Origin of the sequence: Cupriavidus oxalaticus (assembly GCF_004768545.1) — a bacterium.
GTDB classification, from domain to species: domain Bacteria; phylum Pseudomonadota; class Gammaproteobacteria; order Burkholderiales; family Burkholderiaceae; genus Cupriavidus; species Cupriavidus oxalaticus_A.
The window spans coordinates 1,380,568-1,404,706 of sequence record NZ_CP038635.1 but is presented as its reverse complement, the minus strand read 5'-3'; the positions used below and the strand labels follow the sequence as shown (position 1 = coordinate 1,404,706).

Here is a 24,139-nt window from a genome sequence, read left to right as displayed (position 1 = left end):
CCACCATGAGCCACCCTGCCACTTCCACCGCCGCGCCGCAAGACCAGGGCGACGGCTGGTTCGAGCTCGACGCCGCCTCGCCCTTGGCTGTGCCGCTGTACGACGTCGCCGCCATCCGCCGCATCGAGAATGCCGCATTCGCACGACTGCCTTCGTTCACGCTGATGTCGCGCGCCGGCGCTGCCGCCGCGGACTGGCTGGCGCGGCATGCGCCGGCGGGTCCATTGTTATTTCTTGCCGGGCCGGGCAACAACGGTGGCGACGCACTGGTGGCCGCGACGCTGCTGCACGGCGCGGGCCGCACGGTGCAGGTATGGATCGCGGCGAACCCGGCCCGGCTGCCGGCCGATGCGGCGATCGCGTGGCAGCAGGCGCAGGCGGCCGGCGTGCCGATCCGAGAAGCCGGGGAGATGCCGGCATCCGCATCGGATCCCGCACCGGAGTGGCCGCCACAGGCCGCCGCCATCGTCGACGGCCTGCTCGGCATCGGGCTGAACCGCGCGGCCAGCGGCGCCATGGCGTGGTGGATCGAGCAGGTTAACCGCAGCGGGCTGCCGGTATTCGCGCTCGACATTCCCAGCGGGCTGTTCGCCGATACCGGTGCGGGCGCACCGGCGATCCGCGCCCGCCGCACGCTGACCTTCATTGCCGCCAAGCCCGGCCTGCTGACGCTGGATGGCCGCGATTGTGCCGGCGCCGTCGACATCGCGCCGATCGGCCTCGACTATCCTCCCGCGGAACCGCCGCATGCAATGGCCAACGGCACGGCGCTGTTCGGCGCAGCGCTGCCGCGACGGCACCATGCCGGCAACAAGGGCACGCATGGCTCGCTGGCGGTGATCGGCGGCAACCACGGCATGACGGGCGCGCCCTTGCTCGGTGCCCGTGCCGCGCAGTTCCTGGGCGCGGGCAAGGTCCATATCGGCTTTCTGGCGCAGCCGGCGCCGCTGCTCGACCCGGTGCATCCGGAACTGATGCTGCATGCGCTGGACGGCCTGGCGCCGGGCGCAATGTCGGCACTAGTGATCGGCCCCGGGCTTGGCACCGACGCCACGGCGCAGCGACACTTCGCGCGGCTGCTGCAGGCACTAGCCACGACGCCGGTGCCGACGGTGCTCGACGCGGATGCGCTCAACCTGCTCGCTGCCGATCCCGCCCATGCCGGCGCGCTGGCCGCCGCCCGCGCACCCTGCGTGATGACGCCGCACCCGCTTGAAGCGGCGCGCCTGATGGGCACCTCGGTGACGGACGTGCAGCGCGACCGCATCGCGGCGGCCACCGCGCTGGCCAGGCAATGGCAGGCGGTGGTCGTGCTGAAGGGCTCGGGATCGGTGATCGCAGCGCCGGACGGCAGTCCCGCCACACTGAACCCGACCGGCAACGCGGCGCTGGCCAGCGCCGGCACCGGCGACGTGCTGGCCGGCATGATCGGCGCATTGCTGGCGCAGGGCATGCCGCCGCTGCCGGCCGCGCAGGCGGCGGTATGGATCCACGGCCAGGCGGCGGACGACCTCGTCACGCAAGGCACCGGACCGGCCGGCGTGACCGCCAGCGAACTGTACCTGCCCGCACGCACCGTATTCAACCGGTTGCTCACGGAGAGCGGCGCGTGACGTCCGGTGCGCCGGTCACGACGCGGCCGTCAGACAACGTCCGATAGCTGGCTGGCACGCCGGATGCTATGTTGCAAGTGGTAACGATATGGCGTGGCGACCTGCACGGATGGTCACATTGCTGACGCTATACTTCCTGTCTGCGACTCGGCTCGCGCCCCTGCAACCTGAATTGTCCTGCATGCCCACTGACCTTCACGCCTGGAACGCCCTGCTTCGGCACCATGACACGATTCGCGATGCACAGATGCGCGAGTGGTTCGATGCCGATGGCAAGCAGCGCGTCGCGCAGTTTTCGCTGGAAGCCGCCGGCCTCTATCTCGACTATTCGAAGAACCGCATCACGCCCGAGACCATGCGGCTGCTGGTGCAACTGGCAGCCGAATCCGGTGTGCCGCAGCGGCGCGACGCGATGTTTGCCGGCGAGCATATCAACACCACCGAGGACCGCGCGGCGCTGCATGTGGCGCTGCGCGCCACGGCCGGTGATGGCTACAAGGTCGACGGCGAGCGCGTCATGCCGGCCATCCAGCAGGTGTTGGTGCGCATGCGCGACTTCTCCGAGCGCGTGCGCAGCGGCGCATGGAAAGGCGCCACGGGCGAACGCATCACCGACGTGATCAACATCGGCATCGGCGGCTCCGACCTCGGGCCGCGCATGGTATGCCGCGCGCTGTCGCACCTGTCCGACGCTGATGGCCACGACGGCCCGCGCATGCACTTCGTCTCCAATGTCGACGGCACCGACCTCGCCGAAACGCTGGTGCGCCTCGACCCGCAACGTACGCTGGTGATCGTCTGTTCCAAGACCTTCACCACGCTGGAAACCATGGCCAATGCGCGCAGCGCGCGTGCCTGGTTCATCGCCAGCGGGGTGGCCGAGAACGACCTGGCCAAGCATTTCGTCGCGGTCTCGACCAATACCGACGCGGTGCGCGAGTTCGGCATCGATCCCGCCAACATGTTCGAGTTCTGGGACTGGATCGGCGGGCGCTTCTCGCTGTGGTCGTCGGTCGGCCTGTCGATCACGCTGGCGGTGGGCTTCAACGCCTTTGCCGACCTGCTCGCCGGCGGCCACGCCATGGACGAGCACTTCCGCACCGCGCCGCTGGAGCGCAACATGCCGGTGATCCTCGGCATGCTGGGCATCTGGTACCGCAATTTCTGGCACCTGCCGACCAGCTGCATGGCGCCCTACTCGACTTCGCTCGAACTGTTCCCCGCATTCCTGCAGCAGCTGGAGATGGAGAGCAACGGCAAGTCGGTGCAGCTCGACGGGCAGCGCGTGCGCACGCATACCTCGCCGGTGGTGTGGGGCACGGCCGGCACCAACGGCCAGCATGCCTACTTCCAGCAGATTCACCAGGGCTCGCAAGTGGTGCCGGTGGATTTCGTCGCGCCGCTGGTGCCGCCGCGCCGGCTGCCGGGCCATCACGCCAAGCTGCTCGCCAACTGCTTTGCGCAGGCCGAGGCGCTGATGCGCGGCCGCAGCGCCGACGAGCTGCGCGCCGCGGGGCTGAACGACGAAGTTCGCATCGCCCATATGGTGTTCGATGGCAACCGGCCCAGCAATACCTTGCTGATGGAGGACCTGACGCCGCACGTGCTGGGCGCGCTGATCGCGCTCTATGAGCATCGCACCTTCGTGCAGGGCGTGGTGTGGAAGATCAATTCGTTCGACCAGTGGGGCGTGGAACTGGGCAAGATCCTCGCGCGGCCGATCGAAGCCGAGCTCACCGGCGCCGGCACCGGCCAGCACGACGCCTCGACCGCGGCGCTGATCGAGCGCGCCCGCGCGGTCCTGAAGGCAGGCGCCGCCAGCTAGCGCGTCAGACCTCAGCGCCCATCCATTCGTCGCTGGCCACACGGCCGGCGTCGATGGTCAGGATGCGCCCACAGCGTGCCGCCACCGAGCGGTCATGCGTGACCAGCACCAGCGTCGAGCCGGCGTCGCGGTTGAGCGCGAACATCAGCGCGATCACCGCCTCGCCGGTGGCCGTGTCGAGGCTGCCGGTGGGTTCGTCGGCAAACAGGATGTCGGGACGCGCGACGAACGCGCGTGCCAGCGCCACGCGCTGCTGCTCGCCGCCCGACAACGTGCGCGGATAGTGGCTCAGGCGCGCTCCCAGGCCGACGCGTTGCAGCATGTCCACCGCGCGCTCGCGCACCTGCGACGTTTCACCGCGCAATTCCAGCGGCAGCATCACGTTTTCCAGCGCGGTCAGGTGCCCCACCAGCTGGAACGACTGGAACACAAAGCCGACATGCCGGCCGCGCAGCGCTGCGCGCTGGTCCTCGTCCAGTGCATACAGGTCCTGCCCATGCAGGCGCACCGTGCCCGCGCTGGGCAGGTCCAGCCCGGCCAGCAGTCCCAGCAGCGTCGACTTGCCCGAGCCGGACGCGCCCACGATGGCCAGCGTTTCACCCGGCGTGACGGAAAACGACACCTCGTGCAAAATCGTCAGCGAACCTGTCGTGTCGGCTACGGTCTTTCCAAGGGACTCGACGGCAAGAATGGAAGAGGACATGGATAAAGTGATCCGAGTGATCGGAGAAATCCGGCACAAAAGGCGCAGGCTGCTGCTGGCAGCCGCGGCGACGCTGACGATGTTGGGCGGGATGCAGCCCGCACAGGCCGCAGCGCCTGCGTTGCTGGTGCTGGGCGACAGCCTGTCCGCCGAATACGGCATCACGCGCGGCACCGGCTGGGTCACGCTGCTGCAAGACCGGCTCAGGCAAGAGCGCTTCGATTATAACGTCGTCAATGCCAGCATCAGCGGCGAGACCACCATCGGCGGCAAGACTCGCTTGCCGGACCTGTTGTCGCGGCACAAGCCGGCCATCGTGGTGGTGGAGCTGGGTGCCAACGACGCCCTGCGCGGCCTGCCGCTGCAGACCACGGAGTCCAACCTGCGCCAGATCGTCAGCAGCGCGCAGAAGGCCGGCGCCGGGGTGCTGCTGGTCGGCATGCGCATCCCCCCCAACTATGGCCAGGACTACACCGAAAAGTTCTTCTCGCTGTATCCGAAGCTGGCCGGCGAATACAAGGTGCGGCTGGTGCCGTTCTTCCTCGACAAGGTGATGGCCAGGCAGGATTGGTTCCAGCCGGACCGCATCCACCCCACCGCCGAGGCGCAGCCGGCACTGCTGGAGACGGTGTGGCCGCAGCTCAAGCCGATGCTCAAGCGTAACGCTGACAGGTAGACGATTAAGAGATAAGAGACGATCACGGCGAAGCTTCCAGCAACAAAAAACCCCTGCCTCCATGGCAGGGGTTTTTTGCTTGCGGCGCGCGGCGTGGCGCGTGCCAGCCTTACCGGCCTTACTCGGCGTTCTGCGCCTGCTTGTCCGCCGGCGTCAACAGCTTGACCTTGGAGCGCGCCTTCAGGCTTTCATAGAAGGCCTGCAGGTCAGCCTGGCCGGCGAGTTGCGACAGTTGCTGCGCTTCGGCCTGGCGTTGCGCCGGGTTGGCTTGCGCCGGCTGGCTGACCTTGGAGATGCGATAGACGGCATAGCCATCGGCGCCCAGGTCAACGCCAACTACCGCGGGCAGCTTGGTGGCATCGGCCCGCATCACTGCCTCGACCGCCTTCGGCGGCACGCCATCGGCCTTGGCGCGCGACACGGTCTGCACCGCGCCGAAGCCGTCGGCGCTGTCGGCCTTCTTCAGCGCCTCGAGGCGCGCCTCGCCATCCTTGCGGGCCAGTTCCGCAGCCTGCTGGGCGATATAGCCTTCGCGCACCTTGGCTTCCACTTCCTCGAACTTGCGCACGGTGGCCGGACGATAGTCGACGATGCGGGCCGCGACCAGCGTATTCGGCGCGACCTGGACGGCTTCGGTATTGCGCTTCTTCTGGACCGACTCTTCGCTGAACAGTGCCTTCAGCACCTTTTCGTTGTTGAGCGGGTTCTGCGCGCCCTGGGCCGGGTTCGGCTTGCGCGTCACGTTGTCGGCGGTCTGGATCGTCAGCTTGAATTTGTCGGCGGCCGGCTTCAGGCTGTCAGCCTGTTCGTACACCATGTTGCCGAAGGCGTCGGCCTGCTCGGCGAACTTCTTGTCGGCCAGCTGTTTGCGCAGCTCGGCTTCCAGTTCGGTGCGCACGGCTTCAAGCGGCCTGGTTTCCGACGCCTTGATGCCGGTCAGCTTGATGATGTGGAAACCGTAGTCGGTCTCGACCACGTCGCTGATCTGGCCATCCTTGAGCGCGTACATCGCCTCCTCGAACGGCTTGACCAGCGCGCCCCGGCCCATGAAGCCGAGGTCGCCGCCCTTCTCGGCCGAGCCCGGATCCTGCGACCGCTTCTTCGCCACATCGGCAAAGGTCTCGGGATGCTTGCGCAGCTCTTCCAGCAGCTTGGTCGCCTTGTCCTTGGCGGCCTGGCGTTCGCCAGCCGGTGCATCCTTCGGCGCGACGATCAGGATATGGCTGGCACGGCGCTGCTCATCGGTACGGAAGCGCGCGATATTGCTTTCGTAGTAGGACTTCAGCTCTTCCGGCGTGACCGCCTGCGCGGCAGCAAGGGCTTCGCCCGACAGCACCAGATATTCGACCTTGGCCTGCTCCGGCACCGAGAACGCCGACTGGTGGCTGTCATAGTAAGCCTTCAGCGCGGCGGCATCGGGCTGCACCTTGGCGGTGTAGCTGGCCGGCTTGAACACCAGTGCCTGCACATCGCGCTGCTGGTCGCGCACGGCGATCAGGCGCTCGAGCAGCGACTTGGGCATGAATGCCGTGGCGGCCACCGAGGCGCCCAGTTGCTGCGTCGCCAACTCGAAGCGCATGCGGTCATCGAACTGCTCGGGCGTCATGCCCTGCGACTGCAGCAGCTGCAGATAGGCCTTGTCGTCGATCTTGCCGTCCGCCTTGCGCGGCAGCTGCGCGATCGCCGGCAGGTTGCTGATTTCCTCGAGCAGCTTGGCATCCGACACGGTCAGGTGCTCGCGCGCCACGGTATTGGCCATGACGCGCTGCAGGATCAGCTGGTCCAGTACCGCCTTGCGCGCCTCCGGGCCTTCGAACTGGCGCGGATCGTAGTTGTTGCCGAGGATCTGGCGCGCACGCTCGCTCTGGTCACGCACGACGTTGTCGACTTCCTGCACGCTGATGGCCCGGCCCTCGACCTTGGCCGCATCGTGCGAGCTGTCCATGAAGCGCGAGTAGCTCTCCACGCCGAAGAACACGAACGACGGGAAAACAAGCACCAGCAGCAGCAAGAGCATCAGGCGCCGGTTGTTGCGTACGAAATCAAGCATGCGGATTCGGGTAGTGGATTGGCACGAAAGACAAACTTCGCGATTCTAGCAGGAGCCGGTGGGGGCGGACCTTTTGTGGAGGGCGCGAAACATGGCGCAGAAAGGAAAAACGCCCGCAAAAGCGGGCGCTTCATAAAACTGGCGGAGTGGACGGGACTCGCCCACGTCCCGCGGGCCGCGGCTGCGCTTGCAAGCGCAGCCCTTCGACTCCCGCCGGAAGCCGCGCAGGCGGCTTCCTCTACTCCGCAAAAATGAAAAACGCCCGCTAAAGCGGGCGTTTCATAAAACTGGCGGAGTGGACGGGACTCGAACCCGCGACCCCCGGCGTGACAGGCCGGTATTCTAACCGACTGAACTACCACTCCTTTGTCGGTTGCTTCCTGCCGCATATGTACCGCACTTGCGATGGGGAACGTGGTGGGTGCTGAGGGGCTCGAACCCCCGACCTACGCCTTGTAAGGGCGCCGCTCTACCAGCTGAGCTAAGCACCCGTTCGACCATCGCAGGCAAGCTGCCTGCAGGTTGCTTTCGCTTCGCACCTCGCGGCAGCTGCCGTGGTTTGCGTTGCGAGGGCGCAAGTGTAATACAGGAGATTTCAGTTTGCCAAGGCCGTGCGCATAAAAAAACGCCGCCGGGCATCGCTGCCCCGCGGCGTTCATTTCACGCAGCCAATCAGTGGTGCAGACGCTCCACCTTGGCCGTGGCCTTGTCCGCCACGTCAGCGGGCTTGGCATCTTCTTCCGGCAACGGCTCGGGCTTGCGCTCGAGCGCCAGTTCCAGCACCTTGTCGATCCAGCGCACAGGCACGATCTCGATGGCGTTCTTCACGTTGTCGGGGATCTCGGCCAGATCCTTGACGTTTTCCTCCGGGATCAGAACCAGCTTGATGCCGCCACGGTGGGCCGCCAGCAGCTTCTCCTTGAGGCCACCGATCGGCAGCACCTCGCCGCGCAGCGTGATCTCGCCGGTCATGGCGACATCCGCGCGCACCGGGATGCCGGTCAGCACCGACACCAGCGCCGTGGTCATGGCACCGCCTGCCGACGGGCCGTCCTTGGGCGTGGCGCCTTCGGGTACGTGGATGTGGATGTCGCGCTTCTCGAACATCTCATCCGTGATACCCAGGCGGCGTGCCCGCGAACGCACCACCGAACGCGCGGCCTCGACCGATTCCTTCATGACGTCGCCCAGCGAACCGGTGCGGGTGATGTTGCCCTTGCCCGGCATGATCGCGGCTTCGATGGTCAGCAGGTCGCCACCCACTTCCGTCCACGCCAGACCGGTCACCTGGCCGACCTGGTTTTCCTTGCCGGCCAGGCCGAAGTCGTACTTGCGCACGCCGAGGAACTTGTCGAGGTTCTCCGAATCGACCTTGATCGTGCCGGACTCCTTCTTCAGCAGCAGGAGCTTGACCGCCTTGCGGGCGATCTTGGACACCTCGCGCTCAAGCGAACGGACACCAGCTTCGCGCGTGTAGTAGCGGATGATGTCGCGGATCGCAGCATCGGTCACCTCGATCTCGCCAACCTTCAGACCATTGTTCTTGATCTGCTTCGGCAGCAGGTAACGTGTGGCGATGTTGAGCTTTTCTTCCTCCGTGTAACCCGACAGGCGGATCACTTCCATCCGGTCGAGCAGCGGCGGCGGGATGTTCAGCGAGTTCGACGTCGCCACGAACATCACGTCGGACAGGTCGAAGTCCACCTCGATGTAGTGGTCCTGGAACGTGTGGTTCTGTTCCGGGTCCAGCACCTCGAGCAGCGCCGACGACGGATCGCCGCGGAAGTCCATGCCCATCTTGTCGATTTCATCGAGCAGGAAGAGCGGATTGCGCACGCCGACCTTGGACAGGCTCTGCAGGATCTTGCCCGGCATCGAACCGATGTAGGTACGGCGGTGGCCGCGGATCTCGGCCTCGTCACGCACGCCACCCAGTGCCATGCGCACGAACTTGCGGTTCGTCGCGCGCGCCACCGACTGGCCGAGCGAGGTCTTGCCCACGCCGGGAGGCCCGACCAGGCACAGGATCGGCGCCTTCACCTTGTCCACGCGCTGTTGCACCGCGAGGTACTCGAGAATGCGTTCCTTGACCTTCTCCAGGCCGTAGTGGTCTTCATCCAGCACGCGCTCGGCGTTGGCCAGGTCGTTGTTGACCTTGCTCTTCTTGCGCCACGGCAGGTTCACCAGCGTGTCGATGTAGTTGCGCACGACGGTGGCTTCGGCCGACATCGGCGACATCAGCTTGAGCTTCTTGAATTCGGCGTCGGCCTTCTTCTTGGCTTCCTTCGGCATGCGCGCAGCCTTGATGCGCTTGTCGAGCTCTTCCAGGTCGGCGCCTTCTTCGCCCTCGCCCAGTTCCTTCTGGATGGCCTTGACCTGCTCGTTCAGGTAGTACTCGCGCTGGCTCTTCTCCATCTGGCGCTTGACGCGGCCACGGATGCGCTTTTCAACCTGCAGGATGTCGATCTCGCCCTCGAGCTGCGACAGCAGGCTTTCCAGGCGCTCGGTCACATTGACCATCTCCAGGATCTTCTGCTTCTGCTCGAGCTTGATCGGCAGGTGCGCGGCGATGGTGTCAGCCAGGCGCCCTGCCTCGTCGATGCCCGACAGCGAGGTCAGGATCTCCGGCGGAATCTTCTTGTTGAGCTTCACGTACTGGTCGAACTGCGACACGATCGCGCGGCGCAGGGCCTCGGTCTCGGCGCTTTCGCCAGGTGCGGGCGGCACGGGCACGGCTTCGCACATGAAGTGCGATTCGTCCTCGCTCACCTCGCGGATATTGGCACGCTGCGTGCCTTCGACCAGCACCTTCACGGTACCGTCGGGCAGCTTCAGCATTTGCAGGATATTCGCGATGCAGCCGACCTCATACAGGTCGTCGGCGGTCGGCTCGTCCTTGGCCGCCGTCTTCTGGGCTACGAGCATGATGCTCTTGCCCGCCTCCATCGCAGTCTCAAGCGCCTTGATGGACTTCGGGCGTCCCACGAACAGCGGGATCACCATGTGCGGAAACACCACCACGTCGCGCAGCGGCAACAACGGGAGGCGAATCGGCTCGGCCGGGAGGAGTTGTGTTCCGGACATCATTTTCCCCAAGTCAGTCATTTAAGGCGTAAATTGGGCCGCCTGATTCGATTACAAGATACATGCCAATCGATTCACCAAGGCAGGGAGATGCCGCTCCCTGCACTTGCAGGCCCCTCTGAAACAGCATACCCGCGTTTCCTCCTTCTCGTCGGTGGAAATAAACAAAAAAAGCCGCTCGCTTCTACGCGAACGGCTTTCTCGCCTGGCTGCCGGTGTGGTTCCAAACACTTACCACCGTTGGCAGCCCTCGCGTCAGTTGGAGCCTGCCACTTTCGGCTGCTGCTCTTCGTACATCAGCAGCGGCGGCGCATCCCCGGTAATCGTATTTTCATCGATCACCACCTTTTGCACGCCCTTGTAATTCGGCAGGTCATACATGACGTCCATCAGCGATTGCTCCAGGATCGAACGCAGGCCGCGGGCGCCGGTCTTGCGGCGGATCGCCTTGCGCGCGATCGCGGTCAGCGCGCCCGGGCGGATTTCCAGCTCGACGCCTTCCATCGCCAGCAGCTTCTGGTATTGCTTGACCAGCGCGTTCTTGGGCTCGACCAGGATCTGCACCAGCGCGGCCTCGTCCAGCTTGGACAGCGTGGCGACCACCGGCAGGCGGCCGATCAGCTCGGGGATCAGGCCGAACTTGATCAGGTCTTCCGGCTCGGTCTGCGGCAGGACTTCGCTGACGTCGCGCTCTTCCTTGCTCTTGACCTGCGCGGCAAAGCCGATCCCGGTCTTGTCCGAGCGCTGCATGATGACCTTTTCCAGGCCGTCGAACGCGCCGCCGCAGATAAACAGGATGTTGGTCGTGTCGACCTGCAGGAAGTCCTGGTTCGGATGCTTGCGGCCACCCTGCGGCGGCACCGAGGCCATCGTGCCCTCGATCAGCTTCAGCAGCGCCTGCTGCACGCCCTCGCCCGACACGTCGCGCGTGATCGACGGGTTGTCGGACTTGCGCGAGATCTTGTCGATCTCATCGATGTAGACGATGCCGCGCTGCGCCTTCTCGACTTCGTAGTTGCAGTTCTGCAGCAGCTTCTGGATGATGTTCTCGACGTCCTCGCCCACGTAGCCGGCTTCGGTCAGCGTGGTCGCGTCAGCGATCACGAACGGCACGTTGAGCAGGCGCGCCAGCGTCTGCGCGAGCAGCGTCTTGCCGGAGCCGGTCGGCCCGATCAGCAGGATGTTGCTCTTGGACAGCTCGACGTCGTCCTTCTTGCCGAGGTGCTTCAGGCGCTTGTAGTGGTTGTAGACCGCGACCGCCAGGATCTTCTTGGCCTGTTCCTGGCCGATCACATACTGGTCCAGGCTTTCGCGGATTTCGTGGGGCGTGGGCAGGTCCGAGCGCGCGGCCGCGGCGGCGTCTTTCTCGGTTGCGGTGGCTTCGTCACGAATGATCTCGTTGCACAGGTCGATGCATTCGTCGCAAATGAACACCGAGGGGCCCGCGATCAGCTTCTTGACCTCATGCTGGCTCTTGCCGCAGAAGGAGCAGTAGAGAAGCTTTTCGCTGGATGAACCTTTTTTGTCCGCCATAGGAATCAGTCACTTTTGCATTGCGCACATCGCGGGGCGAAAGGCTCCCCGGCAATACGCTTTAAACGCATCATACGCCAAAACAATTGGCCTCACCGGCGCTCTCCCCCAGCTGTGGGGCAAAAGCAAAAAACGAGGCACAAGGCCTCGTTCCGGTGTAGCCTTCGCCATTTGGGCAATGCTGCCGCGCCAGGACGTTCCGCGCAATGCGGGTTTCCCGGCAGGCTGGCATAGCCGCCGTTGCGGATTGCGCCGCCGGCGGCCCGTGGCATCAGCCGCGGCGGGCGATGACCTTGTCCACCAGGCCGTAGTCCACCGCCTGGTCGCCGCTCATGAAGTTGTCGCGATCGGTATCGCGTGCAATCTTCTCGACCGGCTGGCCGGTCACTTCCGACAGGATGCTGTTCAGCCGCTCGCGCAGGTACAGGATCTCGCGCGCCTGGATCTCGATATCCGAGGCCTGGCCGCGCGCGCCGCCCAGCGGCTGGTGGATCATGATGCGCGAGTTGGGCAGCGCGAAACGCTTGCCCTTGGCGCCGGCCGCCAGCAGGAAGGCGCCCATGCTCGCCGCCATGCCCATGCACAGCGTGGACACGTCCGGCTTGATGAACTGCATGGTGTCGTAGATCGCCAGCCCCGCCGAGACGGAACCGCCCGGCGAGTTGATGTAGAGCGACACGTCCTTGTCGGGGTTCTCGCTCTCCAGGAACAGCAGCTGTGCCACCACCAGGTTGGCGGTCTGGTCGTTGACCTCGCCCACCATGAACACCACACGCTCCTTCAGCAGGCGCGAATAGATGTCATAGGCGCGCTCGCCCCGGCCGGACTGCTCGACGACCATCGGCACCAGCCCCAGGCCCTGGGTTTCCAGTGCCGAAGCCTGCGTGGTGGCGAGACGGTCAAGCAAATCATTGCGGGTCATGCAGGTTCTCCATGGATTCATCGGATCGCAAGGCGATCAGTCACTCGGGACACTGGCCCGCTTTCGCTTGCCTCCGCGCCGGGGCGCGGAAGAAAGCGGGCTTGCGGGTTATCCCCGACCTCAGGCAGCTTGCTGCTGGTTGCCTTCGGCGGTGAGTTCCTCGAAGGACACCTTCTTGTCGGTGACCTTGGCCTTGTCGCACACGAAATTTACCACGTTGTTTTCGAGCACGTAGGCTTCCATTTCAGCCAGGCGTTGCTGGTCGCCGTAGTACCAGCGCATCACTTCCTTCGGGTCTTCGTAGCTCTTGGCGAAGTCCTCGATCTCGGCCTTGATCTGGTCGGCCTTGGCTTCCAGGCCGTTGGCCTTGACGATCTCGGCCAGGATCAGGCCCAGCTTGACGCGGCGCTCTGCCTGCTGCGCGAACATCTCGGCCGGGATCGGCATGTCCTTGGCATTGGGCATGCCACGCTGTTCCAGGTCGCGGCGGGCCATCTCGACCAGGCGCTCCTGGTCCTGCTCGATCAGGGCCTTGGGCACGTCCAGCTCGCTCGCCTTCAGCAGCGCTTCCATGACCTGGTCCTTCAGCATCGAATGCGTACGGCGCTTGACTTCACGCTCCAGGTTCTCGCGGATGTCGGCGCGCATCTTCTCGACGCTGCCGTCGGCGATGCCCAGCGACTTGGCGAAGGCTTCGTTGACTTCCGGCAAGTGGGCCCACTCGATCTTCTTCAGCGTCACGGTGAACTCGGCGGTCTTGCCGGCCACTTCCTTGCCGTGGTAGTCCTCCGGGAACGCCAGCGGGAAGGTCTTGCTCTCGCCGACCTTCAGGCCCAGCGTGGCCTGCTCGAACTCGGGCAGCATGCGGCCTTCGCCCAGCACGAACGGGAAGTCCTCGGCCTTGCCGCCGGCGAACTCTTCACCGTCGATCTTGCCGACGAAGTCCAGCGTCACGCGGTCGCCGTTCTGGGCGGTGACGTCGGCACCGCCGTCGCCATGCTCGCCGGCTTCGCCGCGGGTGTGGTAGTGCACGCGCTGCTTGCGCAGGATGTCGACGGTCTTGTCGACTTCGGCGTCGGTGATCTCGGTGCCGGTGCGGGTGACTTCGGCGGCCGACAGGTCGCCGATCTTCACTTCCGGGTACACCTCGAAGGTGGCATCGAACGCGACTTCGTCAGCGCCCACGCCTTCGGTCTTGACCTCGAACTTGGGCTGGCCGGCAACCTTGACGTCCTGTTCCTTGGTGATGTCGAAGAACTTGCGCGCGGCCTTGTCGAAGCGCACTTCGAACTCGACTTGCTGGCCGTACTGCTTCTCGACCATCTTCATCGGCACCTTGCCCGGACGGAAGCCCGACATCTTCACGGTCTTCGACAGGCGAACCAGGCGCTCCTGCTTTTCCTTCTCCACTTCGGCCTTGGGGATGGCCAGGGTCACCTTGCGGTCCAGCTTGCCGAGGTTCTCAATCACGTTCGACATGGTCGTAGATCCAATCCAGAAATGTAGTTGTGTTCGTTGGCGCTACCGTTTGCGCTGCGCCATATGCAGCACTGCCTGGGGCCGCCGCGGCGCGACGGCGCACGGAGGGCTCCGCGCAAACGGAAAACGGGGATTATCGCACGGTTTTGATTCGCTTCCGGCGTTTTTGCCCTGAAGCGGGCCGGGAACCGCTTTCCGGCACCCTCGCCCCTAGCTCACCTGGCCGTGGCGCAGCGCGCGCAGCAGCAGGCGTGCCGGATCGATGGCATCGGCCAGGTCGGCCTCGAGCGGCAGCGGCTCGCCTTCGATCTGGCTGGCCAGCAGCTCGGCCCCCAGTGCGGACCATGTGAGGCCGCGCGACGCATAGGCAAGGGCCGCGTACAGGCCGGGGATTCGCGGCAGGTCGCGCAGGTGCGCGCCGCGCAAGGCACCCGCGTGCGCACGTGCCGCCGCTTCGTCGGCGACCTGCCCGATCAGCGGCAGCCGGTTGTGCGTGACCGTGCGCACGCCGACATAGCCGGTGAGCGCGGCGGGGTCGATGCCGGCCACCGCGCCGGCCTGCCGCGGCAACAGGCCCGCCAGGCGCACGAGGTTGGCGGCATGCACGTCCGGATGATCGACCAGTGGCCCTTCGTCGGGGTCGTAGCTGGAGCCGACGCGGCCCGTGCCGTCGGCGGCACGCGGCAGCAGGTAGCCCGCGCCCGTGACCACGCAGTCCGGCCAGCCGCCGATCGCATCGACTTGCGCGGCCGGCAGCGTGGAGAGCTGGCCGCGCACGCGCCGCATGGTCCAGTGCTGCTGCGGCAGCAGGTGCTGCGCCTCGTGCGCATTGGCCAGCACCAGCACCGGCGCCGACGCCAGCACGGCGCCGTCGGCAGCCAGCGCGTGCCACCGGTCGTCGTCGCGCGCGATGCGCGCCACGCGGCAACCGAAGCGCGCGGCGACGGCATCGCCCGCACGCGCCAGCTGCGCCTTGCAGACATCGGGCGGCGCAACCCAGCCGCCGGCCGGGAACCACAGCCCCCCTCGCGGCACGCCGGCCCGGTGGGCGGACGCCGCCTCTTCGGCACTCATCCAGCGCACGAACGATTCCGGCAGTCCCATGGCCGCGAGCGCGGCGCGCTGGGCCTCGCCCTCGGCTTCGTCCTCGCCGATCTGCAGCACGCCGCAGCCGTGCCAGTCGACCGCGTAACCGGCTTCGCCCAGCGCCGCCCAGGCTCGCAGCGCGTACTGGTTGCCGGCGCGCGAAAGGCGCGACAGCAGGCTGTCGTCGGCAGACACGTGGGCATGCATGGCCGCCGCGCGATGCGCCGAGGTCTGCCGCGCCGGGCCGTCATGGGCATCGAACAGCGTAATGCGCCAGCCGCGCGCGGCCAGGCGCTCGGTCACGGCGCAGCCGGCCAGGCCGGCACCGATCACGATGGCATGCCGGTCGGGCCATTGCGCCGCCAGCGGAGGCGCATGGCGGCGCGACTTCCACAGCGGGCGGAAGCGCGCGACCGTCATGTCGCGCTTGCCACCGAAGCCTGGCGCCTTGCTGGCCTCGAACCCGACCTCCTTCAGCCCGCGCCGGACAAACCCGGCGGCGGTGTAGGTGGCCAGCGTCGCGCCCGGCCGGGCCAGCCGCGCCAGCCCGCGGAACACCGGCGGCGACCACATGTCCGCATTGCGCGCCGGGGAAAAGCCGTCGAGGTAGAAGGCGTCGGCGCCCACCGACAGCCTGGGCAGCAACTGCCCGGCGTCGCCAAGCGCAATCGTCAGCACCACCTGCCCGCCGTCGAAGGCAAGCCGGTGCAGGCCCGGCAAGGCGTCGGGCCATTGCGCCTGCAGCGCCTGCGCCAGCGGTTCCAGCCTTTGCAGGCCGGCATGCAGCCGGGACAGGCCCTCGCGCGTGAAGGGATGCTTCTCGATCGAGACGAAATGCAGCGTGCCGCAGCGCCGGGGATCGTCGCGCCACGCCTGCCAGGTCGCCAGGAAATTCAGCCCCTGGCCGAAGCCGGTCTCGACGATGACGAACTGGCGCTGCCCGGCCCACGCCTGCGGCAGGCCGTTGCCGCCCAGGAAGACATGGGCGGCCTGCGCCAGCCCGCCTTCGGTGCTGTGGTAGACGTCGTCGTAGCGGGGTGAATACGGGGTGCCCTCGGCAGACAGGATGGGCTCGGCGGGCTCGAGTGCGCGCGGCATGGGATACGGATACTTGGGGCCCGGGCGGAGGTGCCGGACATGGGGAGGGGGCGACTCGCCGCGGATGGTAGCATAGCGGCCTTCCCCGCAGTGGCCACGCCGCCCTGCTCCCGATCTTGCGCCTCAGCGGCGCCCGCTTCGCCATGCTCAGCTATCGTCACGCCTTCCATGCCGGCAACCATGCCGATGTCCTCAAACATGCCATCGTCGTGCAGTTGCTCGAGCATCTGACGCAGAAGGACAAGGCGTTCTGGTACATCGACACCCACGCCGGCGCCGGTCTTTATGCGCTCGAGCACGAGTGGGCGCAGAAGAAGGCCGAGTTCGAGACCGGCATTGCGCCCCTGTGGCAGGCCGCCGCCAGCGGCACCGCGCTGCCGCCGCTGCTGGACGAGTACCTGGACCAGGTACGGGCGCTGAACCAGGACGGCACACTGCGCCACTATCCCGGTTCGCCATGGCTCGCCTGGCAGATGCTGCGCGAGCAGGACCGGCTGCGCCTGTTCGAACTGCACAGCACCGAGATCCAGGTGCTGCGCGATAACTTCCGCGGCGCCGGCCGCCGCGTGATGCTGTACGACGGCGACGGCTTCGGCGGCATCAAGGCGATCCTGCCCCCGCCGCCGCGGCGCGCGCTGGTGCTGGTGGACCCGTCCTACGAAGACAAGCAGGACTATGCCCGCACCGTGCAGACCGTGCGCGACGGCCTGGAGCGCTTCGCCACGGGCGTCTACGCGGTCTGGTACCCGCAGGTGCAGCGGCGCGAATCGCTGCAGCTGCCGGTGCAACTGAAGGCGCTGCCGCTGAAGAGCTGGCTGCACGTGACGCTGACCGTCAGGAACCCGGTCGAAGGCGGCCTCGGCTTGCACGGCAGCGGCATGTTCATCGTCAACCCGCCGTGGCGGCTGAAGGAGATGCTGCAGGAGGCGATGCCGCTGCTGGTCGACCTGCTCGGCCAGGACGGCGGGGCGAAGTTCACGCTGGAAGCCGAAGAGCGGTAGAGCGGCAGACCGACAGGCGCCGCCGCGCGAACTAGCGCGGCCAGCGCCGGCCACGGCCGCGCCACAGCCAGTCAAGCGCCAGGCCCGCCAGCACCCCACAGGCGTCCGCCACCAGGTCGAGCCAGTCGGCCTCGCGGTAGGCGGTCATGCCCTGCAGCAGCTCGATGACGCCGCCATAGACGACCAGCACCAGCAGCAAGGACAGCCCGTGGCCGGCAAACGCGCGGCGCCCCAGCAGCGCCAGCACACCGAAGGCCAGCAGGTGATTGCTCTTGTCCCAGCCCGTTGTCGGCAGCGGCTGGGACGGCGGCATCAGCGACAGCGCCAGCACGGCGGCGGCGCAAGCCCAGAACAGCAGGCGCCATGGCGGCGCCTTGAGGGAGGAAGTCTGACCAGGGAGCATGGGACGAGGAGCGCGCCGCCCCATGCGGCACGCGTTGGCAATGCCGACAATATATATCGCTGGCCGGCAGGGCTGGATTCCCCCCGCGCCTTGCGCTACAATCCGCAGCCTCGTTGCGCTGCGGGCGCATAACTGCCGCGGCAGGCGCCGGCAGCAGCGGACCGATGAAAGGCGGGCAGTTCCAGCCGCCTTTTTTGCTTTCGAGTCTGCGCAGGCAACGAGCATCGCGGCCGCCCGTCCGGGCTGGGCCGCAAGGACCGCGAGGGTGGCGAAATTGGTAGACGCACCAGGTTTAGGTCCTGACGCCAGCAATGGTGTAGGGGTTCGAGTCCCCTCCCTCGCACCATCCGCCCTTCCTGTGGCGGCGCCAGCACATCCCCAATCGTCACGGAACCCTCTCAGGCAACGCGGATCGCCGCGCCGGCATTCACTCGTGCCATTCGACGGCCGCTGACACCGCCACAACTGGCAGCGCTGACCGGCATGACCAGCAGTTCGGCTCAGCGGACAGTCCATACGCTCGAGGCGCGCGGCTACGTCGACAGGTATCAGCAAGCGCAGGGGTACGCCTGCAGTGAGGCGGAATTTTTCCTCGTCGACATGGGTGGTCTCGTCGCGCCGATCGTGTCGGTATTGCCGATGCCAGGAAAAGACTGGCGAGGTGGTAGAACACCTGAGTGCCAACGGCTTTCGCAGCCCTTCCCCGCCATCTATGCTGAAGGTGTTGGAGCGCTGTTGCGCACTTCGCCTGCCGCTCCAGTCTTCACCTCAGCCCTATCGGAGGGCATATGAAAGTTTCTGCCTTGCTGTTGGCAGCGTCGATGGCCGCTGGCTGGTCATCGCTCGCCCAGGCTGCCGGATGCCAGTACGACATGCAGTGCAAAGGGGAGCGGATCTGCCAGCAAGGGCAGTGCGTGTTCCCTGATGCCGAGGAAACGGCCGAAGCCGGCGGGCCGAGCCCGGTTCCGGCGCCGACCCTCAAGCGCACACCGATGCCGCCACCGCCGCGCGGCTGCTGCACGGTAGCAGGCAAGCTCAAGCTGTCGCCGGCTTCGGCCTCCGACACCAGCCTGTCCACCGGCGACGCTTGCCAGGGCCTGACCAACTCCGGCAAGCCGGTTCCCGGCACGATCTGCAACTAGGCGCGCAGGCCTGAGGCGTGATGCCGGCGCGCCGCGGCCCGTCAGGCCGCCAGCGCCCCCACCCCTGCCTCGGGCCGCCTGATGCGGAACCACGCCGCATACAGCGCCGGCAGGAACAGCAGCGTCAGCACGGTGGCGATGATCAGCCCGCCCATGATCGCCACCGCCATCGGCCCCCAGAACATCGAGCGCGACAGCGGGATCATCGCCAGCACCGCCGCCGCGGCGGTCAGGATGATCGGGCGGAAGCGGCGCACCGCGGCCTCGACGATGGCGGTCCAGGGCGGCACGCCCGCGCTGATGTCCTGCTCGATCTGGTCGACCAGAATCACCGAGTTTCGGATGATCATGCCCAGCAGCGCGGTGATCCCCAGCTGCGCCACGAACCCCATCGGCGCGCGCAGCAGCAACAGCGTCGCGGCGGCGCCGATCAGGCCCAGCGGGCCGGTCAGGAACACCATCAGCGCGCGCGAGAAGCTGTGCAGCTGCAGCATCAGCAGCGTGAAGATCAGGAAGATGCACAGCGGCAGCTGCGCCGCGATCGAAGCGCCGGCCTTGCCGCTTTCCTCTTCCGCGCCGGCCACCGTGATGCGGTAGCCCGCCGGCAACTGCGCGCGCAGCTTGTCCAGCTGCGGGTTGATCTGCGCGGTCACGGTCGGGCCCTGGATGCCGTCGACCACGTCCGCCTGCACGGTCACGCCGAAGTCGCGGTTCTCGCGCCAGACCACGCCGGGCTCGGACTTCAGCGCCACGCGGGCCACTTGCGTCAGCGGTACGGTGCGGCCGGTGTTGGTCGGCACCAGCACGTTGTTCAGGTCGGACATGGCATCGCGCTCGTTGCGCGGCGTGCGCATCAAAATCTCGATCAGCTTGTCGCCGTCGCGGTACTGCCCGACCGGCACGCCGGTCAGCACGGTCTGCGTCACGCGCGCGATCGCGCTGGTGGTGACGCCCAGCGCGCGCGCCTTGTCCTGGTCGATCTCCAGGCGCAGCATCTTGACGTTCTCGTTCCAGTTGTCATTGACGCCGACCGTGTTCGGGTTCGCGCGCATCTCGGCCTTGACCTGGTCGGCCAGCTGGCGCACCGCGCCCGCCTCCGGGCCGATCACGCGGAACTGCACCGGATACGCTACCGGCGGCCCGTTCGGCAGCAGCTTGACGCGGCCGCGCAGGTACGGCAATTCGGTGTCGAGCAGCGCGATGATGCGACGGCGCAATGCATCGCGCACCTCGGTGCTGACCGGCATCACGATCACCTGCGCCACGTTGCTCTGCGGGAAGATCTGGTCGAGCGGCAGGTAGAAGCGCGGCGCGCCGGTGCCGACGAAGGTGGTCAGGCTTTCCACCTGCTTGTCCTTGCCCACCAGCCGCTCGAAGCGCTTGGCCTCGGCTTCCATCTGGGCAAAGCTGGTGCCTTCCGGCATCCACAGTTCCACCATCAGCTCGGGCCGGCTGGAGTCGGGGAAGAATTGCTTCTCGACGAACTTGAACGCATAGATGCCCAGCACGAACGTCACCAGCGTGATGGCGATCACGGTCTTGCGCCACGTCACGCACCAGTCCACCAGCCGGCGGAAGCGCGCGTAGAACGGCGTGTCGAACACCTCATGGTGCTCGCCGGCGCCCGGCCCGCGCGTCCTGAGCAGCAGGTAGCCGAGGTAAGGCGTGAAGTACACCGCCGCCAGCCACGACAGCACCAGCGCCAGCGCGGTCACGGCAAAGATGGCGAAGGTGTACTCGCCCACCGTCGAGCGCGCCAACCCCACCGGCAGGAAACCCGCCGCCGTGATCAGCGTGCCGGTCAGCATCGGCATCGCCGTCGAGGTATAGGCAAAGGTGGCTGCCTCCATCTTGGAGAAGCCCTCTTCCAGCTTGCGCACCATCATCTCGACCGCAATGATGGCGTCGTCGACCAGCAGCCCCAGCGCCACGATCAGCGCGCCCAGCGAGATCTTGTGCAGGCCGATGCCGAAGATGTGCATGAACAGGAAGGTCACCGCCAGCACCAGCGGAATCGTCAGCGCCACCACCAGCCCGGGCCGCACGTCCAGCCGCAGCGGCCGCGTATGCAAGCCCAGCGCGACAAAGCTGACCGCCAGCACGATCACCACGGCCTCGATCAGCACGCGCACGAACTCGCCCACCGATTGCCTGACCGCCTTGGGCTGGTCCTGCACCTGGTCCATCTCGATGCCGACCGGCAGCTGGCCGCGCAGCTTCTCGAAGGCCGCGCGCAGGTCCTTGCCGAGCTGGATGATGTCGCCGCCCTTCTGCATCGAGATGCCCAGCCCGATCACATCCTTGCCGTTGAAGCGCATGCGTGTCTGCGTGGGGTCGACATAGCCGCGGTACACATGCGCGATGTCGCCGAGACGGATATTGGCGATGCCGTTGGGCCCGCGCAGCACCAGGTTCTCCAGGTCGCCGACGCTGGCGAACTGGCCGGACAGGCGCACCTGCAGGTTGTCGCTCGGCGTGACCAGCACGCCGCTGCCGGTCAGGTTGTTCTGCTGCGAGATCTGGTCGGCGATGGCATTGATGTCCAGCCCGAGCTGGGCAAAGCGCGCCTGGTTGAACTCGATATAGACCTTCTCGTCCTGCAGCCCGATCAGCGACACCTTGGCCACCGACGGCACGCGCAGCAATTCCTGCCGCACCAGGTCGGCGTACTCGCGCAGCTCCTTGTAGTTGAAGCCGTCGGCGGACAACGCATAGATTGTGCCGTAGACGTCGCCGAACTCGTCGTTGAAGAACGGCCCGCGCACGCCCGCGGGCAGCGTCTGCTGGATGTCGCCGATCTTCTTGCGCACGGTGTACCAGATCTGCGCGGTTTCCTTCGCCGGCGAGGTGTCCTTGAGCTGGAAGATCACCGTGGTCTCGCCGGGCTTGGAGAAGCTGCGGATCTTGTCGGCGTAAGGCACTTCCTGCAGCTGGCGTTCGATCTTGTCGGTCACCTGCACCGCGATTTGCTCGGCGGTGGCGCCCGGCCAGAACGCCTGCACCACCATCACGCGGAAGGTAAAGGGCGGGTCCTCGTCCTGGCCCAGCTGGAAGAACGCCAGCAGGCCGCCCAGCAACAGCACCACCAGCAGGTAACGGGTCAGCGGCTGGTGCTCGAGCGCCCAGCGCGACAGGTTGAAGCGGGAATGATCCATGCCGGCTTCAGCCCTCCCTGGGGGTCGGCGCGGAAGCGGGCGCGACGGTCTGCAGCGGCCGCACCTTCTGCCCCGGGCGCAGCAGGTGTACGCCTGCGGTGACGATGGCCTGGCCCGGCGCCAGCCCCTGGCGCACTTCCACCTCGTTGCCGACGGCCTCGCCCAGCGTCACCGTGACCGGCTTGACCGTGCCGGCGGCGGCGTCGTAGATCCACACCTGGTTGCGGCCCTGCTCCTGCAGCAGCGCGGTCAGCGGCACGCGGATCGCGGGAGTGGCCCCGGTCCGCACGAAGGTCACCACAGCGGTCATGCCGAGCTTGAGGTCGGCGGGCGGATCGGGAATGGTGACGCGGGTCGCATAGGTGCGCGTGACCGGGTCGGCTGCCGCGGCAATCTCGCGCACGCGGGCGGGCAGCGCGCGCTTCGGCTCGGCCCAGGTATGGATACTGACATCGGTAATGCCGCGCAGCAGGTCTACCTGGTCTTCCGGCAGGCCGATCGCCACTTCCTTCTCCGCGGTCTGGGCCACGCGCACCACCGGCTGGCCCGCGGTGACGACCTGGCCCACCTCGGCGTCGATGGCCGTGACCACGCCGTCGGCGTCGGCGTGCAGCACGGCATAGCCGGTCTGGTTGGCCTGGCTGCGCAGGCCGGCCTGGGCCTGGCGCAGGCGCGAGTCGGCCGCCTCGAAACTGGCCTGGCGGCGGTGCTGCTCGGCGGCGCTGATAAAGCCCTTGGCAAACAGGTCGTTGTAGCGCTTCAGGTCGGACGCGGCAAGGTCGCGGTCGGTCTTCGCCGCCTCGAACTGGGCGCGCGAGCCTGCTTCGGCCAGCGAAAGATCGGTCGGGTCGAGCCGGGCCAGCGGCTGGCCCTTGGTGACGACGGCACCCACATCCACCAGGCGGGCCGCGATCTTGCCGCCCACACGGAACCCCAGCCGCGATTCGACGCGCGGTCGCACGTCGCCGGAAAATTCGAAGGCGGTCTTGCCGCTGTGCTGGCTCAGTTGCATCAGGCGCACCGGACGGACTTCCTGCACCGGTTCGGCCTTCTTGCCGCAGCCCGCGACCATGACAGCGGCGACGGTCACCAGCGCGGCAGCCGCGAAGCGCCCGAAGCGCGCGCGGCGTAACGATTTTGTGTCAAAAAGAGTCGCTGCGGCCGCAACTTCCGGCACTGGGCAAAGCACTGGCATCGGTAAGCTAGGATTCGGATGGAACAGCTGGCAAGGCAGGCCGTCGGCCGTGGAGGCCAGTGCGGGGCAATAAATAACTGGCCGGTCAGTAATATAGCGATCCCCGCGGGGGTGCGTCAAACGACAGGCGACGAAACGTCTGGAATGCCTCCTCGGGTGCCGTTCCCGGCGGACGAGCTGTGGTTAAATGGCCGCCGCCGGGTCGTCAGCCGGCGTCCGGCTGTCCGGATCGGCGATGCTACAATCGGCGCCCCGCGCTTCTGCCATCCTTCCCCCACCCCATCTTCAGACCGAGACCGGCGTGACGCCCGATCAGTATTGCCAAGAGAAAGTCGCCCAGAGCGGCTCCAGCTTCTATTACAGCTTCCTGTTCCTGCCGGCCGAGCGCCGGCGCGCCATCACCGCGCTGTACGCCTGGTGCCGCGAAGTCGACGACATGGTCGACGATACGCATGATACTGGCCTGGCGCACCAGCAACTGGACTGGTGGCGCGCGGAACTGCGGCGGCTGTTCGACGGCGCGCCCACGCACCCGACGACCCAGGCGCTGCAGCCGCATGTTGCCGGCGCCGGCCTGCCGCAGGGCGAAATGGCCGAAGTGCTCGACGGCATGGAGATGGACCTGACGCAGACACGCTACCTTGATGAGGCCGGCCTGAACCGCTACTGCCATTGCGTGGCCGGCGTGGTCGGCACGCTCAGCGCGCGGCTGTTCGGCTATACCGACCCCAAGACGCTGGAGTTTGCCGAGAAGCTCGGCCTGTCGCTGCAGCTGGTCAATATCCTGCGCGACGTTGGCGAGGATGCCCGGCGCGGCCGCATCTACCTGCCCGTCAATACGCTGCAGCAGTTCCAGGTGCCGGCTTCGGAAATCCTCAAGGGCCAGCATTCCGAGCGCTTCGTCGCGCTGATGCAATACCACGCCGAACGCGCCCGCAAGCTGTACCGCGAGGCGCTGGCAGCCCTGCCCCGCCAGGACCGCCGCGCCCAGCGCGCCGGCCTGCTGATGGGGGCGATCTACCATGCGCTGCTCGATGAGCTGGAAGCCAGCCAGTTCCAGGTCCTCAGCCAGCGCATCGCGCTGACGCCGCTGCGCAAGCTGTGGATCGCATGGAAGACCTGGATCCGCAATAGCTGACACATAGCAAACAGGCCGCAAGCCACGATACCCGCC

17 protein-coding genes and 3 tRNA genes are annotated in these 24,139 nt (G+C 66.8%); 8 read left to right on the top strand and 12 right to left on the bottom strand.

Translation table 11 applies throughout. From position 1 onward, the window contains the following. The first annotated feature begins 5 nt into the window (after positions 1–5). Entirely contained in the window at positions 6–1,613 is a 1,608-nt protein-coding gene (locus E0W60_RS17340) for an NAD(P)H-hydrate dehydratase (RefSeq protein ID WP_135705050.1), read from the top strand. Positions 1,614–1,794: 181 nt separating this feature from the next. Further along, positions 1,795–3,438 carry a glucose-6-phosphate isomerase gene (pgi, locus tag E0W60_RS17335; RefSeq protein ID WP_133096872.1) on the top strand — a complete coding sequence of 548 codons (1,644 nt, stop codon included), beginning with the start codon at positions 1,795–1,797 and terminating at the stop codon, positions 3,436–3,438. A gap of 4 nt (positions 3,439–3,442) precedes the next feature. Here the strand turns inward: pgi and E0W60_RS17330 are convergent, their stop codons facing one another. Beyond that, positions 3,443–4,141: an ABC transporter ATP-binding protein gene (locus tag E0W60_RS17330; protein WP_133096871.1), complete on the bottom strand. Its 699-nt coding sequence runs from the start codon at positions 4,139–4,141 to the stop codon at positions 3,443–3,445. Between E0W60_RS17330 and E0W60_RS17325 the strand changes: the two genes are divergently transcribed. Beyond that, on the top strand, positions 4,128–4,817 hold the full coding sequence (locus E0W60_RS17325; protein WP_135705049.1) for an arylesterase: 690 nt from the start codon (positions 4,128–4,130) through the stop codon (positions 4,815–4,817). The two genes, E0W60_RS17330 and E0W60_RS17325, sit on opposite strands and share 14 nt — an antisense overlap. A 118-nt stretch (positions 4,818–4,935) precedes the next feature. Here E0W60_RS17325 and E0W60_RS17320 read toward each other — a convergent pair whose 3' ends face one another. The 8 genes from E0W60_RS17320 to mnmC form a co-directional block, all read right to left on the bottom strand. Continuing rightward, entirely contained in the window at positions 4,936–6,867 is a 1,932-nt protein-coding gene (locus E0W60_RS17320; protein ID WP_135705048.1) for a SurA N-terminal domain-containing protein, read from the bottom strand. A gap of 288 nt (positions 6,868–7,155) precedes the next feature. After that, a tRNA-Asp gene (locus E0W60_RS17315) sits at positions 7,156–7,232 on the bottom strand. A gap of 50 nt (positions 7,233–7,282) precedes the next feature. Further along, positions 7,283–7,358, bottom strand: a tRNA-Val gene (locus E0W60_RS17310). A 181-nt stretch (positions 7,359–7,539) separates the two neighbouring features. Continuing rightward, positions 7,540–9,951: an endopeptidase La gene (gene lon, locus E0W60_RS17305; RefSeq protein ID WP_133096923.1), complete on the bottom strand. Its 2,412-nt coding sequence runs from the start codon at positions 9,949–9,951 to the stop codon at positions 7,540–7,542. Positions 9,952–10,206: 255 nt separating this feature from the next. Continuing rightward, positions 10,207–11,484 (bottom strand): ATP-dependent Clp protease ATP-binding subunit ClpX, encoded by a 1,278-nt coding sequence (gene clpX, locus E0W60_RS17300; protein ID WP_133096868.1) that lies wholly within the window; start codon positions 11,482–11,484, stop codon positions 10,207–10,209. 271 nt (positions 11,485–11,755) lie between these two features. Continuing rightward, positions 11,756–12,406, bottom strand: coding sequence for an ATP-dependent Clp endopeptidase proteolytic subunit ClpP (gene clpP / locus E0W60_RS17295; protein WP_029049269.1), 651 nt, complete (start codon positions 12,404–12,406; stop codon positions 11,756–11,758). 120 nt (positions 12,407–12,526) lie between these two features. Then, positions 12,527–13,885: a trigger factor gene (tig, locus tag E0W60_RS17290; protein ID WP_135705047.1), complete on the bottom strand. Its 1,359-nt coding sequence runs from the start codon at positions 13,883–13,885 to the stop codon at positions 12,527–12,529. Between the two features lie 210 nt (positions 13,886–14,095). Next, positions 14,096–16,069 (bottom strand): bifunctional tRNA (5-methylaminomethyl-2-thiouridine)(34)-methyltransferase MnmD/FAD-dependent 5-carboxymethylaminomethyl-2-thiouridine(34) oxidoreductase MnmC, encoded by a 1,974-nt coding sequence (gene mnmC, locus E0W60_RS17285; protein WP_135705046.1) that lies wholly within the window; start codon positions 16,067–16,069, stop codon positions 14,096–14,098. Positions 16,070–16,212: 143 nt separating this feature from the next. Here mnmC and E0W60_RS17280 point away from each other — a divergent pair, with 143 nt between their 5' ends. Further along, positions 16,213–17,070, top strand: a complete 858-nt coding sequence (locus tag E0W60_RS17280; protein ID WP_135705045.1) for a 23S rRNA (adenine(2030)-N(6))-methyltransferase RlmJ — start codon at positions 16,213–16,215, stop codon at positions 17,068–17,070. Positions 17,071–17,101: 31 nt separating this feature from the next. Here E0W60_RS17280 and E0W60_RS17275 read toward each other — a convergent pair whose 3' ends face one another. Further along, positions 17,102–17,473 (bottom strand): VanZ family protein, encoded by a 372-nt coding sequence (locus E0W60_RS17275; protein ID WP_135705044.1) that lies wholly within the window; start codon positions 17,471–17,473, stop codon positions 17,102–17,104. Between the two features lie 259 nt (positions 17,474–17,732). Here E0W60_RS17275 and E0W60_RS17270 point away from each other — a divergent pair. The 3 genes from E0W60_RS17270 to E0W60_RS17260 all read left to right on the top strand — a co-directional run bounded on the left by E0W60_RS17270 (position 17,733) and on the right by E0W60_RS17260 (position 18,615). After that, a tRNA-Leu gene (locus E0W60_RS17270) sits at positions 17,733–17,819 on the top strand. Continuing rightward, the gene (locus E0W60_RS38065; RefSeq protein ID WP_346769561.1) at positions 17,819–18,265 is read left to right on the top strand and encodes a MarR family transcriptional regulator; all 447 of its coding nucleotides are present in this window, start codon (positions 17,819–17,821) and stop codon (positions 18,263–18,265) included. Before E0W60_RS17270 ends, E0W60_RS38065 begins: the two co-directional genes overlap by 1 nt. Further along, a complete protein-coding gene (locus E0W60_RS17260) occupies positions 18,262–18,615 on the top strand; it encodes a hypothetical protein (RefSeq protein WP_135705043.1) in 354 nt (117 codons plus the stop codon). The genes E0W60_RS38065 and E0W60_RS17260 overlap by 4 nt, the downstream gene beginning before the upstream one ends. Positions 18,616–18,656: 41 nt before the next feature. Here E0W60_RS17260 and E0W60_RS17255 read toward each other — a convergent pair whose 3' ends face one another. Both E0W60_RS17255 and E0W60_RS17250 read right to left on the bottom strand, forming a co-directional pair. Continuing rightward, positions 18,657–21,770: an efflux RND transporter permease subunit gene (locus E0W60_RS17255; protein ID WP_135705042.1), complete on the bottom strand. Its 3,114-nt coding sequence runs from the start codon at positions 21,768–21,770 to the stop codon at positions 18,657–18,659. Positions 21,771–21,777: 7 nt separating this feature from the next. After that, the gene (locus E0W60_RS17250; protein ID WP_133096861.1) at positions 21,778–22,965 is read right to left on the bottom strand and encodes an efflux RND transporter periplasmic adaptor subunit; all 1,188 of its coding nucleotides are present in this window, start codon (positions 22,963–22,965) and stop codon (positions 21,778–21,780) included. Between the two features lie 301 nt (positions 22,966–23,266). On the opposite strand from E0W60_RS17250, the gene hpnD reads away from it, so the two are divergent. Continuing rightward, a complete protein-coding gene (hpnD, locus tag E0W60_RS17245; RefSeq protein ID WP_135705041.1) occupies positions 23,267–24,103 on the top strand; it encodes a presqualene diphosphate synthase HpnD in 837 nt (278 codons plus the stop codon). Positions 24,104–24,139 lie beyond the last annotated feature (36 nt).